The sequence below is a fragment of the Escherichia sp. UTM R2 genome (genome assembly GCF_048593455.1).
Classification (GTDB): Bacteria; Pseudomonadota; Gammaproteobacteria; order Enterobacterales; family Enterobacteriaceae; genus Escherichia; species Escherichia coli.
Map to the genome: position 1 here is coordinate 1,167,886 of NZ_JBFWDY010000002.1, position 17,296 is coordinate 1,185,181.

Consider the following 17,296-nt stretch of genomic DNA (forward strand, 5'->3'; position numbering starts at 1 on the left):
ACGCACCTTTAATAACTATAAATAAGTGTCTGGGCAGATACTATATAAATTAACTTAGTGAATGATTATGCTAATGTCATCAATTAAATAAATATAATGGCGTTAAGGCTTCCCAGTAATATAATTAATACTCTACTTCCAGAGTAGAATATTAAATTTTATCCGCGTGGTGCATCAGCACAAATTTATCCCACAACTGTTCTTCTGTCTCGACATGCGCCGGATCTTTCACAATAGTATTGGGGATCGGGCACACCTTCTGGCAGGTTGGTGTCTCGTAGTGCCCTACGCATTCGGTACACTTATCGCTGTTAATCTCGTAGATATGATCTCCCATTGAAATCGCCTCATTCGGGCATTCGGGTTCACACATATCACAATTGATGCATTTTTTAGTGATTAACAACGCCATAAGGAAACTCTCAAAACAACACAAACCGGGCGGGCATTATACGCGCATTCTTTACTCAGACCAGTTTTTTCACCAGCGCTTCACTATGACGAATACGTTCTGGTGCCAGTTCCAGATCCTGCTGAATCAGCGCAATGAACAGCAAATCCGTTAACATTCCCTGAGCGTGACAAGCAGAGATTGAAGCACTGTTTGTCGCTTGTTCTTCGGCAATGGTATACAGGCAATGAGAAGCACGCTGTTGCAGGGCATTCGGAGTAAAGCCGGTAATCGCCAGCACTTTTCCGCCCACTCGCAGCATCTCATCTGCCGCCAGGTTTAACTCGCGTCGTACACCGGTGTAGGAAATGGCTAATAACAGATCGTCAGGGGACGACGCCTGTACTGTTGCGAGTAGCGCATGCATATCGCGCACTGCGGCAGCATTGAAGCCAATCTTCATCAGCTTCCAGGCAAAGTTTTGCGCCACCAGACCCGAAGCGCCAATACCGGTCAGAATTATCCGCCGCGCAGAGCGCAACATTGTTACGCATTCATGCAGTTTCTCTTCACTATTAACGTTTAGCGTTGCGTACATAGCGGCAGTATTTTCTTTAATCAGTTTTTCGCCGACCAGCCGTAACGGATCATCACCGCGGATTTGGTTATGAATGGGCACGGAGGGTGATTCCGGCTGGCTTGCCAGCGCTTCACTCAACGCCAACTTAAGCGCCGGAAAACCTTTATAGCCGAGTTTTTGCGCGAACTTCACGACGCTGGACTGACTGACTCCGGCTTCGTTGGCCAGTTGCTGAGAGCTTAAATGGCGCGCCGTATCAGGTTGTAGCAGCAGATAATCCGCCAGTTTTTTATCACTCTGGGCAAGCCCCTGGTAACGCTGACGGATACGAAGTAAGCCGTTCATATCTTTCCTCGCGATGAAATAGTGGCGACAACAGGCAATATGAGACACACGCGAGTGAATTTTATATTCCATTGCCGCTAATTGCCATGAATTAAAAATTCCAGTTAGCCATGATGCGGTCGATTGTTGCCGGAAAAGTGATGATCTATCTGTTAGGCTATGTAGTAGCGAAAATTAATCAGGATGTTTCAGTCCAGAGGAGTATGGTTTGGCAACTCACGAGCGTCGTGTGGTGTTTTTTGACTTAGATGGAACATTGCATCAGCAGGATATGTTCGGCAGTTTTCTGCGCTATTTACTACGTCGCCAACCGCTGAATGCGTTACTTGTCCTGCCGTTGTTACCGATTATAGCCATTGCGTTATTGATAAAAGGTCGTGCGGCACGCTGGCCGATGAGTCTGCTTCTGTGGGGGTGCACTTTTGGTCACAGCGAAGCACGTTTACAGACGTTGCAGGCCGATTTCGTGCGCTGGTTTCGCGACAATGTTACCGCCTTTCCGCTGGTTCAGGAGCGATTAACCACCTACCTGTTAAGTTCCGATGCTGATATCTGGTTGATTACCGGCTCTCCGCAGCCGCTGGTTGAAGCGGTTTATTTCGATACGCCCTGGCTGCCGCGGGTTAATCTTATCGCCAGTCAGATTCAGCGTGGCTATGGTGGTTGGGTATTGACGATGCGTTGTCTGGGACATGAAAAGGTCGCACAACTGGAGCGCAAAATCGGCACGCCGCTGCGGCTGTACAGTGGCTATAGCGACAGTAATCAGGACAATCCGCTGCTTTATTTCTGTCAGCATCGTTGGCGAGTAACCCCGCGCGGTGAACTCCAGCAACTGGAATAGAGTAAAGCATAGCGTCCGTGTATAATGCGCCGCGCTTTTATAACCGGAGTTTTCTTTTTGTCTGAAGTCGAATTTAGCCACGAATACTGGATGCGTCATGCAATGACGCTGGCGAAGCGTGCCTGGGATGAGCGGGAAGTACCGGTCGGCGCGGTATTAGTGCATAACAATCGTGTTATTGGCGAAGGCTGGAACCGTCCGATTGGTCGACATGATCCCACCGCACATGCAGAAATCATGGCCCTGAGGCAGGGCGGTCTGGTGATGCAAAATTATCGTCTGATCGACGCCACGTTGTATGTCACGCTTGAACCCTGTGTAATGTGTGCCGGAGCGATGATCCACAGTCGCATTGGGCGCGTGGTCTTTGGTGCGCGTGACGCGAAAACTGGCGCTGCGGGATCTTTAATGGATGTGCTGCATCATCCGGGTATGAATCACCGAGTGGAAATTACGGAAGGAATACTGGCGGATGAGTGCGCGGCGTTGCTCAGTGACTTCTTTCGCATGCGCCGCCAGGAAATTAAAGCGCAGAAAAAAGCGCAATCCTCGACAGATTAATTTTGTTTCTCTTCACTCCCTTTCCTGGAAAACAGCAGAGAGGGAGAGTGGGTCAAATAGTTTGATGACGACTGGGAAAGAAACGAAAGAAAAGGAAATTTCTCTTTGCCCAACTCCGTAGGCGATACCGCCGGATAATCCTGCGCTAGTTGCATCGCCGCTTCTGTAGCCTGCTTCTCTTTCTCTTGCAGATAACCCACCAGGCTAATCTGATACTTACGAATATTTTCGACATAAGCGTAGGCTTCATGCCCACGAGCGTAGCCGTAAGTCAGCTTGCTGTAATAGGGTTTCTGGCTAAGTAAAGGCAGACGCTGTTTTACGTCAGCCCAACTGTCAGGATTCCCTTTGGTTTTTGCCGTCAGGGCGCGGGCATCCAGCATATGCGCATAGCCCATATTGTACGCAGCGAGGGCAAACCAGATCCGTTCGTTCTCCGGCACACTTTCCGGCACTTTACTCATCATATCCTGCAAATAACGCACGCCGCCGCTGATGCTCTGTTCGGCATCGGTACGATCCGTAATGCCGAGGCTCTGCGCGGTATTTTTGGTTAACATCATCATGCCGCGCACACCCGTCGGTGAAGTGGCCTGTGCATCCCAGTGCGATTCCTGATAAGCAATAGCGGCCAGCAAACGCCAGTCAATTTCTTCGGCGTATTTCTCAAACAGGGGCTTTAACTGCGGCAGTACCGCATCGACGGCGCGTAAAAATGTGCGCGTATCGACGTAATCAAAATCATCGCCATGCCCCAGGTATTTCTCTTCAATGCGTGCCAGCGTACCGTCTTCATTCATTTCGTTGAAGAAGTCGAGCAGGGCGGCGGAAAGGGTATTATCGCCATCTAACGGGCTAAACCAGGTCACCGGTTGTTCATCGGTGATATCGAGCGCTACGGCGAGCTCCGGGTGAACGCGCTGAAACAGGCTGATGGCGACAGAATCAGCAATGGTGTAATCGAGTTTTCCTTCGATGACATCTTCCATTAATTCCGCAGAGCCTTTTTTGTCGTCTACCTTCCAGCTTAATTCCGGGAATTTTGTTTCTTTCAGGGTCTGGAGATCGTTAACCACCACATGACCCGGTGCAACGGTGAGTTGCTCCGCCGTCAGGTTGCCCAGCGTACGTGGGCGATACTGACCCACTTTATAAACCAGTTGTTGTGACACGGAATAATAGGTAGGGCCAGGCTGATAATTTTTTACCCGCTCACTGTTATAGACAAGTCCTGCCGCCAGCAGGTCGGCGTTACCATTATCAAGGTCGTCAAACAGCTGGCTGATATTCTGCCGCACGGTCACTTTCAGTTTTACGCCGAGGTAATCGGCAAACTGTTTCGCCAGTTCGTAATCCAGGCCAAAAGGTTTCCCGTTGATTTCGTTATAAGTCAGGGGAGTATGAATGGTGCTCACACGCAACTCTCCCCGCGCTTGAATGGCGGCGATACGGTTGTCGGCTTTACCAAACCAGGGAATGGATGGCCAGAGAGCGACCGCGAGCAGCAGTGCCAGAATGCCGATGAACAGATAATTAATCTTTAATTTTTTCAATTAGTTAATTCTCTGTGTCGTGCGCGTCCCAGCTTGAAAAAACGTAATAATAGTGAAAGGTTTACTCATAAATGAGCGGCATTTTGCGTAAACCTGCGCCAGATGGCAACTTATTACAGCCATTGGCGGCACGCGTTGCTAATTCACGATGGTGATTTTATTTCCACGCAAACGGTTTCGTCAGCGCATCAGATTCTTTATAATGACGCCCGTTTCCCCCCTTGGGTACACCGAAAGCTTAGAAGACGAGAGACTTATGATGGAAATTCTGCGTGGTTCGCCTGCACTGTCGGCATTCCGAATCAACAAACTGCTGGCACGTTTTCAGGCTGCCAGGCTCCCGGTTCACAATATTTACGCCGAGTATGTCCATTTTGCTGACCTCAATGCGCCGTTAAACGATGATGAGCACGCACAACTTGAACGCCTGCTGAAATATGGTCCGGCACTCGCCAGCCACGCCCCGCAAGGCAAACTCCTGCTGGTGACCCCGCGTCCTGGCACCATCTCTCCCTGGTCTTCGAAAGCGACCGATATTGCCCATAACTGCGGGCTACAACAGGTAAACCGCCTTGAGCGCGGCGTTGCTTACTATATAGAAGCCGGTACGCTGACCAATGAACAATGGCAGCAGGTTACCGCTGAACTGCACGACCGCATGATGGAAACGGTCTTTTTTGCTTTAGATGATGCAGAGCAGTTGTTTGCCCACCATCAACCGACTCCGGTCACAAGCGTTGATTTGCTGGGGCAGGGCCGTCAGGCGCTAATCGACGCTAACCTGCGTCTTGGCCTGGCACTGGCGGAAGATGAAATTGACTATCTGCAGGATGCTTTCACAAAGCTTGGTCGTAACCCGAACGACATCGAGCTGTATATGTTCGCCCAGGCGAACTCCGAGCACTGTCGCCACAAGATTTTTAACGCCGATTGGGTTATCGACGGTGAGCAACAGCCGAAATCGCTGTTTAAGATGATCAAAAACACCTTCGAAACCACGCCAGATTACGTTCTCTCTGCTTATAAAGATAACGCCGCCGTAATGGAAGGTTCTGAAGTGGGCCGCTACTTTGCTGACCACGAAACGGGCCGCTACGATTTCCATCAGGAACCGGCGCATATTCTGATGAAAGTCGAAACTCACAACCACCCGACGGCGATTTCTCCGTGGCCGGGCGCGGCGACCGGTTCCGGCGGTGAAATCCGCGATGAAGGTGCCACCGGGCGCGGCGCGAAGCCGAAAGCGGGTTTGGTTGGTTTCTCCGTTTCCAACCTGCGAATTCCTGGCTTCGAACAGCCGTGGGAAGAAGATTTCGGTAAGCCTGAGCGCATTGTCACCGCGCTGGACATCATGACCGAAGGCCCGCTGGGCGGCGCGGCGTTTAACAACGAATTTGGTCGTCCGGCACTGAATGGCTACTTCCGTACTTATGAAGAAAAAGTGAACAGCCACAACGGCGAAGAGCTGCGCGGTTATCACAAACCGATCATGCTGGCGGGCGGGATCGGCAACATTCGCGCCGATCACGTACAAAAAGGCGAGATCAACGTCGGTGCGAAGCTGGTCGTTCTCGGCGGCCCGGCAATGAACATCGGTCTTGGCGGCGGAGCGGCGTCTTCCATGGCGTCAGGTCAGTCTGATGCCGACCTCGACTTTGCTTCCGTACAGCGCGACAACCCGGAGATGGAGCGTCGTTGCCAGGAAGTGATCGACCGTTGCTGGCAGCTTGGTGATGCTAACCCAATTCTGTTTATCCACGACGTCGGTGCGGGCGGTCTTTCTAACGCGATGCCGGAGCTGGTGAGCGACGGCGGACGCGGCGGTAAATTTGAACTGCGCGATATTCTAAGCGACGAACCGGGCATGAGCCCGCTGGAAATCTGGTGTAACGAATCCCAGGAACGCTACGTGCTGGCGGTTGCTGCCGATCAATTACCGCTGTTTGACGAACTGTGTAAGCGTGAACGCGCACCCTACGCGGTGATTGGTGAAGCGACCGAAGAACTGCATCTTTCTCTGCACGATCGTCATTTTGATAATCAGCCGATCGATCTGCCGCTGGACGTCCTGCTTGGTAAAACGCCGAAGATGACCCGCGATGTACAAACGCTGAAAGCGAAAGGCGACGCGCTGGCCCGTGAAGGGATCACCATTGCAGATGCGGTGAAACGTGTGCTGCATCTGCCGACTGTGGCGGAAAAAACCTTCCTGGTGACCATTGGCGACCGCAGCGTAACCGGCATGGTAGCGCGCGATCAGATGGTGGGGCCGTGGCAGGTGCCGGTCGCTAACTGCGCGGTCACTACCGCCAGCCTCGACAGCTACTACGGTGAAGCGATGGCGATTGGCGAGCGTGCGCCGGTTGCGCTGCTGGATTTCGCCGCCTCTGCCCGTCTGGCGGTCGGTGAAGCGTTAACCAATATAGCCGCAACACAGATTGGTGATATCAAACGCATTAAACTTTCCGCCAACTGGATGGCGGCGGCAGGCCACCCTGGTGAAGATGCGGGCCTGTATGAAGCCGTTAAAGCCGTGGGCGAAGAGCTTTGTCCGGCGCTGGGCCTGACGATCCCGGTGGGTAAAGACTCTATGTCGATGAAAACCCGCTGGCAGGAAGGTAACGAAGAGCGCGAAATGACGTCGCCGCTGTCGCTGGTGATTTCTGCATTTGCCCGCGTGGAAGATGTGCGTCACACCATCACGCCACAGCTTTCTACCGAAGATAACGCACTGCTGCTGATTGATTTGGGCAAAGGCAATAACGCGCTGGGCGCAACGGCGCTGGCGCAGGTTTATCGTCAGCTTGGCGACAAACCGGCAGATGTACGCGACGTCGCGCAACTGAAAGGCTTCTATGACGCGATTCAGGCGCTGGTTGCACAGCGTAAGCTGCTCGCATACCACGACCGCTCTGATGGCGGCCTGCTGGTAACGCTGGCGGAAATGGCCTTTGCTGGTCATTGCGGCATTAACGCGGATATTGCCTCTCTGGGCGACGATCGCCTGGCGGCGTTGTTTAACGAAGAACTGGGTGCGGTGATTCAGGTTCGTGCCGCTGACCGTGAAGCGGTTGAGTCCGTACTGGCACAGCATGGGCTTGCTGATTGTGTCCATTATGTAGGGCAGGCGGTTTCCGGTGACCGTTTTGTGATTACCGCCAACGGGCAGACTGTATTCAGCGAAAGCCGCACCACGTTGCGTGTCTGGTGGGCAGAAACTACCTGGCAGATGCAGCGCCTGCGTGACAACCCGGAGTGTGCTGACCAGGAGCACCAGGCGAAATCTAACGATGCCGATCCTGGCCTGAATGTAAAACTGTCGTTCGATATCAACGAAGATGTGGCAGCACCGTATATTGCCACTGGCGCACGTCCGAAAGTTGCCGTACTGCGTGAGCAGGGCGTGAACTCGCATGTTGAAATGGCGGCAGCTTTCCACCGTGCAGGCTTTGATGCTATCGACGTGCATATGAGTGACCTGCTGACCGGACGCACGGTCCTGGAAGATTTCCACGCCCTGGTCGCGTGCGGTGGTTTCTCCTACGGTGATGTGCTGGGTGCCGGTGAAGGTTGGGCGAAGTCAATCCTGTTCAATGACCGTGTACGCGATGAGTTTGCAACCTTCTTCCACCGTCCGCAAACGCTGGCGCTGGGGGTATGTAACGGTTGCCAGATGATGTCTAACCTGCGCGAACTGATCCCAGGTAGTGAGTTGTGGCCACGTTTTGTGCGCAATACCTCCGATCGCTTTGAAGCGCGTTTCAGCCTGGTTGAAGTAACCCAAAGCCCGTCTCTGCTGTTGCAGGGGATGGTGGGCTCGCAAATGCCGATTGCTGTCTCTCATGGTGAAGGGCGCGTGGAAGTGCGTGATGCGGCGCATCTGGCGGCACTGGAAAGCAAAGGGCTGGTGGCGCTGCGCTATGTTGATAACTTCGGCAAAGTCACTGAAACCTACCCGGCTAACCCGAACGGTTCACCGAACGGTATTACGTCGGTTACGACTGAAAGTGGTCGAGTCACCATTATGATGCCGCACCCGGAACGTGTTTTCCGTACTGTCAGCAACTCCTGGCATCCGGAAAACTGGGGCGAGGATGGCCCATGGATGCGCATTTTCCGCAATGCGCGTAAGCAGTTGGGGTAAGTCATCAGTTCATTGGTTTTGCAGCCCGGATGCGGCATTTACGCCGCATCCGGCATTAAGCACCAACCACTATCATAAGCTCCCAACTCCGGGAGCTTTTTTGTGTCTGTAAATCACGACAATGGGTGGTTTACCGTGTCGCTTTCTGGCGACACTTAAATGATTGATTTTATTGTAATCTAATAAGTTTATCTTAAGTTGTCTCTTTTTAGCGACACAGTGGCTGATTTACATTCAAATAGCGAAGAAGCCATAAATCCCTCAAAGCAACGTATAATCAGTACGTTACCAAACTATTTTCTTTATTGGCACAGTTACTGCATAATAGTAAGCAGTGGCTCATTCACCGACTTATGTCAGCCCCTTCGGGACGTGCTACATAAAATTCGAATGACGCACAACAAGGTGCCTGCCGTCCAACTTCTGATATCAGCGTAGCTATATCAACCATCGGGCGAAACGTCGAGTTAGGCACCGCCTTATTCCATAACAAAGCCGGGTAATTCCCGGCTTTGTTGTATCTGAACTTCCCCTCGGTTAGCATCAGGCTATTCGCGTCTGACGAGAGTAACACCTTGAAACGCTGGCCCGTTTTTCCCCGCTCATTACGACAACTGGTAATGCTGGCATTTTTGCTAATTCTACTACCCCTGTTGGTGCTGGCATGGCAAGCCTGGCAAAGCCTGAATGCGCTTAGCGATCAGGCGGCGCTGGTTAACCGCACTACGCTTATTGATGCCCGGCGTAGTGAAGCGATGACCAACGCGGCGCTGGAGATGGAGCGTAGCTACCGTCAGTATTGCGTGCTGGACGACCCTACGCTTGCGAAGGTTTATCAAAGCCAGCGCAAGCGTTACAGCGAAATGCTCGATGCCCACGCAGGCGTACTGCCAGACGATAAACTTTACCAGGCATTGCGTCAGGATTTGAACAATCTGGCCCAACTTCAGTGTAACAACAGTGGTCCCGATGCTGCCGCCGCCGCGCGTCTTGAAGCCTTTGCCAGTGCCAATACCGAAATGGTGCAGGCCACGCGCACAGTGGTGTTCTCTCGTGGGCAGCAACTTCAGCGTGAAATCGCCGAACGTGGGCAATATTTTGGTTGGCAATCGCTGGTGCTATTTCTGGTGAGTCTGGTGATGGTGCTACTTTTCACGCGGATGATTATCGGGCCGGTGAAAAATATCGAGCGCATGATCAACCGTCTGGGGGAAGGGCGTTCTCTGGGCAATAGCGTTTCGTTCAGTGGACCGAGCGAGTTACGCTCGGTTGGGCAACGTATTCTTTGGTTAAGTGAGCGCCTGTCATGGCTGGAATCCCAACGCCATCAATTTTTAAGACATTTATCTCATGAATTAAAAACGCCACTGGCGAGTATGCGCGAGGGCACTGAATTACTGGCTGATCAGGTTGTCGGGCCGCTTACGCCAGAGCAAAAAGAGGTGGTGAGCATTCTTGATAGCAGCAGCCGCAATTTGCAAAAACTGATCGAACAACTGCTTGATTACAACCGTAAACAGGCGGACAGTGCGGTGGAACTGGAGAATGTTGAATTAGCACCGCTGGTGGAGACAGTGGTTTCTGCTCATAGCCTGCCCGCACGGGCTAAAATGATGCATACCGACGTCGATCTCAAAGCAACAGCTTGCCTGGCGGAGCCAATGCTGCTGATGAGCGTACTGGATAATCTTTACTCCAATGCGGTGCACTACGGGGCTGAATCCGGTAACATTTGCCTTCGCAGCAGTTTACATGGTGCGCGGGTTTATATTGATGTCATCAATACAGGCACGCCCATTCCGCAAGAGGAACGCGCCATGATCTTCGAACCCTTTTTTCAGGGAAGCCACCAGCGAAAAGGGGCGGTGAAGGGCAGCGGTCTGGGATTAAGCATTGCCAGGGATTGTATTCGCCGTATGCAAGGGGAACTGTATCTGGTCGACGAGAGCGGGCAAGACGTTTGTTTCCGCATTGAATTACCGTCGTCGAAAAACACGAAATAATGCTAACAGCCTATCCTATCAGGCTATTTTATTTGTCAGTTCGGCCCCGGGCAGTGCTCGAAATCTTCACGTACGATATGTACGCTCCGGTTTCTCCGCGCTGTCCATGTCCAGACTGTCTGCAACAATTACGCCCACTGGGATAGGCTTTAAGTCTGGTGAATATGCGACACATTTTTCAACGATTATTGCCCCGACGGCTGTGGCTGGCAGGGCTGCCATGTCTGGCATTGCTGGGTTGCGTGCAGAATCACAATAAGCCAGCCATTGATACGCCAGCAGAAGAAAAAATTCCGGTTTATCAACTGGCTGACTATCTTTCTACTGAATGTAGCGACATCTGGGCGCTGCAAGGTAAATCAACCGAAACCAATCCGCTTTACTGGCTGCGGGCGATGGATTGTGCTGATCGTTTAATGCCTGCGCAGTCGCGTCAGCAAGCTCGCCAATATGACGACGGCAGCTGGCAAAATACCTTTAAACAAGGGATTTTGCTCGCCGACGCCAAAATTACGCCGTATGAGCGCCGCCAGCTGGTCGCGCGTATTGAAGCGTTAAGTACCGAGATCCCGGCACAGGTTCGCCCACTGTATCAACTCTGGCGCGACGGTCAGGCGCTGCAACTGCAACTGGCGGAAGAGCGCCAACGTTACAGTAAACTCCAGCAGTCCAGCGACAGCGAGCTGGATACATTGCGCCAGCAACATCACGTTCTACAGCAGCAACTGGAACTCACCACCCGCAAGCTGGAAAACCTGACCGATATTGAACGCCAGCTCTCGACCCGCAAACCGGCTGGAAATTTCTCGCCGGATACGCCGCACGAGAGTGAAAAGCCCGCGCCATCCACCCATGAGGTCACTCCTGATGAGCCATAAACCTGCGCATTTATTATTGGTCGATGACGATCCGGGATTGCTGAAACTGCTTGGCCTGCGCCTGACCAGCGAAGGCTACAGTGTGGTCACGGCGGAAAGTGGCGCTGAAGGATTACGGGTACTGAATCGCGAAAAAGTAGATTTAGTTATCAGCGACCTGCGGATGGATGAAATGGACGGTATGCAGCTGTTTGCTGAAATCCAGAAAGTGCAGCCGGGAATGCCGGTAATTATTCTTACCGCGCATGGTTCTATTCCCGATGCCGTTGCTGCAACACAGCAGGGCGTTTTTAGTTTCCTCACCAAGCCTGTCGATAAAGATGCGCTATATCAGGCAATTGACGATGCGCTGGAGCAATCCGCGCCAGCCACCGATGAACGCTGGCGCGAGGCAATTGTCACCCGCAGCCCGCTGATGCTGCGTTTGCTGGAACAGGCGCGGCTGGTGGCGCAATCAGACGTCAGCGTTTTGATTAATGGCCAGAGCGGCACCGGGAAAGAGATTTTCGCCCAGGCTATCCACAACGCCAGCCCGCGCAATAGCAAACCATTTATTGCTATTAACTGTGGCGCATTGCCCGAGCAATTGCTGGAGTCGGAGCTGTTTGGTCATGCGCGTGGCGCGTTTACTGGCGCTGTCAGCAATCGCGAAGGTTTATTCCAGGCGGCGGAAGGCGGTACGCTATTTCTCGATGAAATTGGCGATATGCCTGCGCCGTTACAGGTCAAACTGCTGCGCGTGTTGCAGGAGCGTAAAGTGCGCCCGCTGGGCAGTAACCGCGATATTGATATCAATGTGCGGATTATTTCTGCCACTCACCGTGATCTGCCAAAAGCGATGGCGCGCGGGGAATTCCGCGAAGATCTCTATTACCGCCTCAACGTTGTCAGCCTGAAAATTCCGGCACTGGCGGAGCGCACAGAAGACATTCCGCTACTGGCAAATCACCTGTTGCGCCAGGCGGCAGAGCGACATAAACCGTTTGTCCGCGCGTTCTCTACCGATGCGATGAAACGCCTGATGACCGCGAGCTGGCCGGGTAATGTGCGCCAGTTGGTCAACGTGATTGAACAGTGCGTGGCGCTGACCTCATCTCCGGTGATTAGTGATGCGCTGGTGGAGCAGGCGCTGGAGGGTGAAAATACGGCGCTGCCAACCTTTGTTGAGGCACGTAATCAGTTTGAACTCAACTATTTGCGTAAGCTGCTGCAAATCACCAAAGGCAACGTCACCCACGCGGCGAGAATGGCGGGGCGCAACCGGACAGAATTTTATAAACTGCTTTCCCGACACGAGCTGGATGCAAACGATTTCAAGGAATGAATTGGCGTTATGTGTTACGTTTAGCAGATCAAAAGACAGGCGACCTTTTCAAGGAATAGCATGAAAAAGATTGATGCGATTATAAAACCCTTCAAGCTGGACGATGTCCGCGAAGCACTGGCCGAAGTCGGTATTACCGGCATGACGGTGACCGAAGTGAAAGGCTTTGGTCGCCAGAAAGGCCATACCGAGCTGTACCGCGGCGCGGAGTATATGGTGGATTTTCTGCCGAAAGTGAAAATTGAGATTGTCGTACCGGACGACATTGTCGATACCTGTGTCGATACCATTATTCGCACGGCGCAAACCGGCAAAATCGGTGACGGTAAAATCTTCGTCTTTGACGTGGCACGGGTCATTCGCATCCGTACCGGTGAAGAGGACGACGCGGCAATTTAAACCGCGTCAAGGGTTGCCGGATGTTTCCATCCGGCAACATCAAATTACAGCACCTTATGCGGGCCAAAGCATTCGTAATGAATGTTTTCCTGCTTCACGCCCAGATCTACTAACTGTTTCGCGGTAAACTGCATGAAGCCAACCGGGCCGCAGAGATAGAACTGCATTGTCGGATCGCTGAACGCACCTTCCAGTTTGCTCAAATCCATCAGACCTTCGCTATCAAACTGACCTTTAGCGCGATCGGCTTCGCTCGGCTGACGATACCAGGTGTGCGCGGTAAAGCGCGGCAGTGACTGCCCCAGTTCCTTAACTTCATCGGCAAAGGCGTGAACATCGCCATTTTCTGCCGCATGGAACCAGTTCACTTGTGCTGTGTGGCCTGCTTTTGCCAGCGTGTCGAGCATTGCCAGCATTGGCGTTTGACCAACACCGGCAGAGATTAACGTCACTGGTGTGTCATCTGCGACAGCCATAAAGAAATCACCTGCCGGAGCGACCAGTTTCACGACATCGCCAACATTGGCGTGATTGTGCAACCAGTTGGATACCTGCCCACCCTCTTCGCGTTTCACCGCAATACGATAGCCTTTGCCATCCGGTTTGCGAGTCAAAGAGTACTGACGAATTTCCTGATGCGGGAAACCTTCCGGCTTCAGCCAGACGCCGAGATATTGCCCCGGACGGTATTCTGCCACTGCGCCACCGTCGACCGGCTCCAGTTCGAAGCTGGTGATAAGCGCGCTGCGCGGTGTTTTAGCCACAATGCGGAAATCGCGAGTACCTTCCCAACCACCGGCTTTGCTGGCGTTTTCGTTATAGATTTCCGCCTCGCGATTGATAAATACATTAGCCAGTACACCATAGGCTTTACCCCACGCGTCCAGCACTTCCTGCCCCGGGCTGAACATTTCGTCCAGCGTTGCCAACAGGTGTTCACCGACGATGTTGTACTGTTCCGGTTTGATCTGGAAACTGGTGTGCTTCTGCGCGATTTTTTCTACCGCTGGCAGCAGCGCAGGCAGGTTTTCAATATTACTGGCGTAGGCGGCAATAGCGTTAAACAGGGCTTCACGTTGATCGCCATTACGCTGGTTACTCATGTTAAAAATTTCTTTGAGTTCTGGGTTATGAGTAAACATACGGTCGTAGAAATGGGCGGTTAACTTTGGCCCCGTTTCCACCAGTAAAGGGATGGTGGCTTTTACTGTAGCGATGGTTTGAGCGTCAAGCATATGGTCTTCCTTTTTTTGCATCTTAATTGATGTATCTCAAATGCATCTTATAAAAAATAGCCCTGCAATGTAAATGGTTCTTTGGTGTTTTTCAGAAAGAATGTGATGAAGTGAAAAATTTGCATCACAAACCTGAAAAGAAATCCGTTTCCGGTTGCAAGCTCTTTATTCTCCAAAGCCTTGCGTAGCCTGAAGGTAATCGTTTGCGTAAATTCCTTTGTCAAGACCTGTTATCGCACAATGATTCGGTTATACTGTTCGCCGTTGTCCAACAGGACCGCCTATAAAGGCCAAAAATTTTATTGTTAGCTGAGTCAGGAGATGCGGATGTTAAAGCGTGAAATGAACATTGCCGATTATGATGCCGAACTGTGGCAGGCTATGGAGCAGGAAAAAGTACGTCAGGAAGAGCACATCGAACTGATCGCCTCCGAAAACTACACCAGCCCGCGCGTAATGCAGGCGCAGGGTTCTCAGCTGACCAACAAATATGCTGAAGGTTATCCGGGCAAACGCTACTACGGCGGTTGCGAGTATGTTGATATCGTTGAACAACTGGCGATCGATCGTGCGAAAGAACTGTTCGGCGCTGACTACGCTAACGTCCAGCCGCACTCCGGCTCCCAGGCTAACTTTGCGGTCTACACCGCGCTGCTGGAACCAGGTGATACCGTTCTGGGTATGAACCTGGCGCATGGCGGTCACCTGACTCACGGTTCTCCGGTTAACTTCTCCGGTAAACTGTACAACATCGTTCCTTACGGTATCGATGCTACCGGTCATATCGACTACGCCGATCTGGAAAAACAAGCCAAAGAACACAAGCCGAAAATGATTATCGGTGGTTTCTCTGCATATTCCGGCGTGGTGGACTGGGCGAAAATGCGTGAAATCGCTGACAGCATCGGTGCTTACCTGTTCGTTGATATGGCGCACGTTGCGGGCCTGGTTGCTGCTGGCGTCTACCCGAACCCGGTTCCTCATGCTCACGTTGTTACTACCACCACTCACAAAACCCTGGCGGGTCCGCGCGGCGGCCTGATCCTGGCGAAAGGTGGTAGCGAAGAGCTGTACAAAAAACTGAACTCTGCCGTTTTCCCTGGTGGTCAGGGCGGTCCGTTGATGCACGTAATCGCCGGTAAAGCGGTTGCTCTGAAAGAAGCGATGGAGCCTGAGTTCAAAACTTACCAGCAGCAGGTCGCGAAAAACGCTAAAGCGATGGTAGAAGTGTTCCTCGAGCGCGGCTACAAAGTGGTTTCCGGCGGCACTGATAACCACCTGTTCCTGGTTGATCTGGTTGATAAAAACCTGACCGGTAAAGAAGCAGACGCCGCTCTGGGCCGTGCTAACATCACCGTCAACAAAAACAGCGTACCGAACGATCCGAAGAGCCCGTTTGTGACCTCCGGTATTCGCGTGGGTACTCCGGCAATTACGCGTCGCGGCTTCAAAGAAGCAGAAGCGAAAGAACTGGCTGGCTGGATGTGTGACGTGCTGGACAGCATCAATGATGAAGCCGTTATCGAGCGCATCAAAGGTAAAGTTCTCGACATCTGCGCACGTTACCCGGTTTACGCATAAGCGAAACGGTGATTTGCTGACAATGTGCTCGTTGTTCATGTTGGATGCGGCATGAACACCTTCTCAGGCCTACAAAATCTTGCAAATTCAATATATTGCAATCTCCGTGTAGGCCTGATAAGCGTAGCGCATCAGGCGATTTTTCGTTTATGATCATCAAGGCTTCCTTCGGGAAGCCTTTCTACGTTATCGCGCCATCAAATCTGTCGTAACTGCGCCTCAACATACAAATAGCCAATTCCCAGCACCTGTTGTGCGCGGCTTAATTGCCCGAAGCCAATTTGCGTCGCTTTCACGCTCGGTCCTTCGTCGCGGTCGAACGGGTTAAATCCTGTCTGGCGAATAATAGTATTAAGCCAGTTCTCACCAAAGGCACAACTGCGACCGTACAACCAAATCTGATTAATATTGAGGATGTTGAGGAAGTTATACAGACTCAAACCAATGGCATTGGCACTGCGGTCAACCCAGCTGGTGATCCACGGTTCTCCACTTTGCCAGGCAGCGATTAACTGCGCTGTAGTCAGTTTTTCAGGATCAAGTTGAGTACTAACCGGTTGTGATTTTAGCCATACCCGCGCCTGTTTTTTTAATGCGCTTAACGAGGCGACGGTTTCCAGGCAGCCGTAACGTCCACAGTCGCAGACGACGCCATCCGGATTAACGATGGTGTGACCAATCTGTCCGCTACCATACAAACTGCCGCGATAAATTTGCTCGTTAATCACGAACGACGAGCCAATGCCGTAATCAACGTTGATCACGCAGAAATCCCGTTCCTGCGAATTATTTTGCCATTTCTCCGCGAGCGCCAGCATCACGCAGTCATTATCGACCATCACCCGAATGCCGAGCTTCTCTTCCAGCAGATACTTTACCTCAACCGGCGTTGTCCACGGCGCTTGCGGCATGGTTTGCGACACGCCGGTCACCGGATCAACCTGACCGTGGATTGCCAGCGCCAGGTTGATGGTACGGTCCGGCCACAATTTACGGTGGCGATGCCAGCATTTTTCGATTTCGGACAGCAGCGCCTGCGGCGTCGGTGCATCAATCTGTAAATACTCAAACTCGCCTTTCGGACTTAAACAAGCATTAGCAACCTGACACTCAATACTGGTGGGCGTCACGTTCAGGCACAGCGTCCAGTCACCTTCCGGCGCAATCAGCCATGTACCGCTACTATGCCCGCGCGTCTGACTTTCATCGTCGATATTCACCACCCGTTTTTCGCTTTCCAGTTCCTGCAAAATATTACTGACCGCCGGAATCGAAATTTGCGCCAGCCGGGCCAGCGTTGATTTATTGGCGCGCTTTTGCCGGTACAGCAGTTCCAGAATCACGCATTTGTTATTGTGGCGAATCTGTTGATTGTTAATGCAGGCTCTCATCTTCACTAAACCTTGTTTAGTTAATTGCGTGATTATTCCGCGAAAACATTGCCAGATTGTTCAATAC

General features: G+C 52.1%; 13 protein-coding genes. 8 read left to right on the forward strand and 5 right to left on the reverse strand.

The window, feature by feature from the left end; translation table 11 throughout:
* Nucleotides 1–151: 151 nt before the first annotated feature.
* Both yfhL and AB4H76_RS06540 read right to left on the reverse strand, forming a co-directional pair.
* The gene (gene yfhL / locus AB4H76_RS06535; RefSeq protein WP_001196283.1) at nucleotides 152–412 is read right to left on the reverse strand and encodes a 4Fe-4S dicluster ferredoxin YfhL; all 261 of its coding nucleotides are present in this window, start codon (nucleotides 410–412) and stop codon (nucleotides 152–154) included.
* A 55-nt stretch (nucleotides 413–467) separates the two neighbouring features.
* Nucleotides 468–1,316, reverse strand: coding sequence for a MurR/RpiR family transcriptional regulator (locus tag AB4H76_RS06540; RefSeq protein ID WP_001013779.1), 849 nt, complete (start codon nucleotides 1,314–1,316; stop codon nucleotides 468–470).
* Nucleotides 1,317–1,524: 208 nt separating this feature from the next.
* On the opposite strand from AB4H76_RS06540, the gene yfhb reads away from it, so the two are divergent.
* Nucleotides 1,525–2,160 carry a phosphatidylglycerophosphatase C gene (gene yfhb / locus AB4H76_RS06545; RefSeq protein WP_000190655.1) on the forward strand — a complete coding sequence of 212 codons (636 nt, stop codon included), beginning with the start codon at nucleotides 1,525–1,527 and terminating at the stop codon, nucleotides 2,158–2,160.
* A 57-nt stretch (nucleotides 2,161–2,217) separates the two neighbouring features.
* Nucleotides 2,218–2,721 carry a tRNA adenosine(34) deaminase TadA gene (gene tadA / locus AB4H76_RS06550; protein ID WP_001301544.1) on the forward strand — a complete coding sequence of 168 codons (504 nt, stop codon included), beginning with the start codon at nucleotides 2,218–2,220 and terminating at the stop codon, nucleotides 2,719–2,721.
* On the opposite strand, the gene mltF is transcribed toward tadA, so the two are convergent.
* Complete coding sequence (mltF, locus tag AB4H76_RS06555) at nucleotides 2,718–4,274, reverse strand: membrane-bound lytic murein transglycosylase MltF (RefSeq protein ID WP_000734212.1); 1,557 nt, start codon at nucleotides 4,272–4,274, stop codon at nucleotides 2,718–2,720. The two genes, tadA and mltF, sit on opposite strands and share 4 nt — an antisense overlap.
* A 256-nt stretch (nucleotides 4,275–4,530) precedes the next feature.
* On the opposite strand from mltF, the gene purL reads away from it, so the two are divergent.
* From purL to glnB, 5 genes are all read left to right on the forward strand, one after another.
* Nucleotides 4,531–8,418: a phosphoribosylformylglycinamidine synthase gene (gene purL, locus AB4H76_RS06560; protein ID WP_085452703.1), complete on the forward strand. Its 3,888-nt coding sequence runs from the start codon at nucleotides 4,531–4,533 to the stop codon at nucleotides 8,416–8,418.
* A gap of 575 nt (nucleotides 8,419–8,993) precedes the next feature.
* A complete protein-coding gene (gene qseE, locus AB4H76_RS06565) occupies nucleotides 8,994–10,421 on the forward strand; it encodes a two component system sensor histidine kinase QseE/GlrK (protein WP_001297612.1) in 1,428 nt (475 codons plus the stop codon).
* A gap of 164 nt (nucleotides 10,422–10,585) precedes the next feature.
* Nucleotides 10,586–11,299: a two-component system QseEF-associated lipoprotein QseG gene (qseG, locus tag AB4H76_RS06570; RefSeq protein WP_001215861.1), complete on the forward strand. Its 714-nt coding sequence runs from the start codon at nucleotides 10,586–10,588 to the stop codon at nucleotides 11,297–11,299.
* A complete protein-coding gene (gene glrR / locus AB4H76_RS06575; protein ID WP_001295369.1) occupies nucleotides 11,289–12,623 on the forward strand; it encodes a two-component system response regulator GlrR in 1,335 nt (444 codons plus the stop codon). Before qseG ends, glrR begins: the two co-directional genes overlap by 11 nt.
* A 60-nt stretch (nucleotides 12,624–12,683) precedes the next feature.
* Entirely contained in the window at nucleotides 12,684–13,022 is a 339-nt protein-coding gene (glnB, locus tag AB4H76_RS06580; protein WP_000717694.1) for a nitrogen regulatory protein P-II, read from the forward strand.
* Between the two features lie 44 nt (nucleotides 13,023–13,066).
* Here the strand turns inward: glnB and hmpA are convergent, their stop codons facing one another.
* Nucleotides 13,067–14,257, reverse strand: coding sequence for an NO-inducible flavohemoprotein (gene hmpA / locus AB4H76_RS06585; RefSeq protein WP_000883122.1), 1,191 nt, complete (start codon nucleotides 14,255–14,257; stop codon nucleotides 13,067–13,069).
* A gap of 327 nt (nucleotides 14,258–14,584) precedes the next feature.
* Between hmpA and glyA the strand changes: the two genes are divergently transcribed.
* Nucleotides 14,585–15,838 carry a serine hydroxymethyltransferase gene (gene glyA, locus AB4H76_RS06590; protein ID WP_000919159.1) on the forward strand — a complete coding sequence of 418 codons (1,254 nt, stop codon included), beginning with the start codon at nucleotides 14,585–14,587 and terminating at the stop codon, nucleotides 15,836–15,838.
* 197 nt (nucleotides 15,839–16,035) lie between these two features.
* On the opposite strand, the gene AB4H76_RS06595 is transcribed toward glyA, so the two are convergent.
* The gene (locus tag AB4H76_RS06595; RefSeq protein ID WP_001200789.1) at nucleotides 16,036–17,229 is read right to left on the reverse strand and encodes an ROK family protein; all 1,194 of its coding nucleotides are present in this window, start codon (nucleotides 17,227–17,229) and stop codon (nucleotides 16,036–16,038) included.
* Nucleotides 17,230–17,296 lie beyond the last annotated feature (67 nt).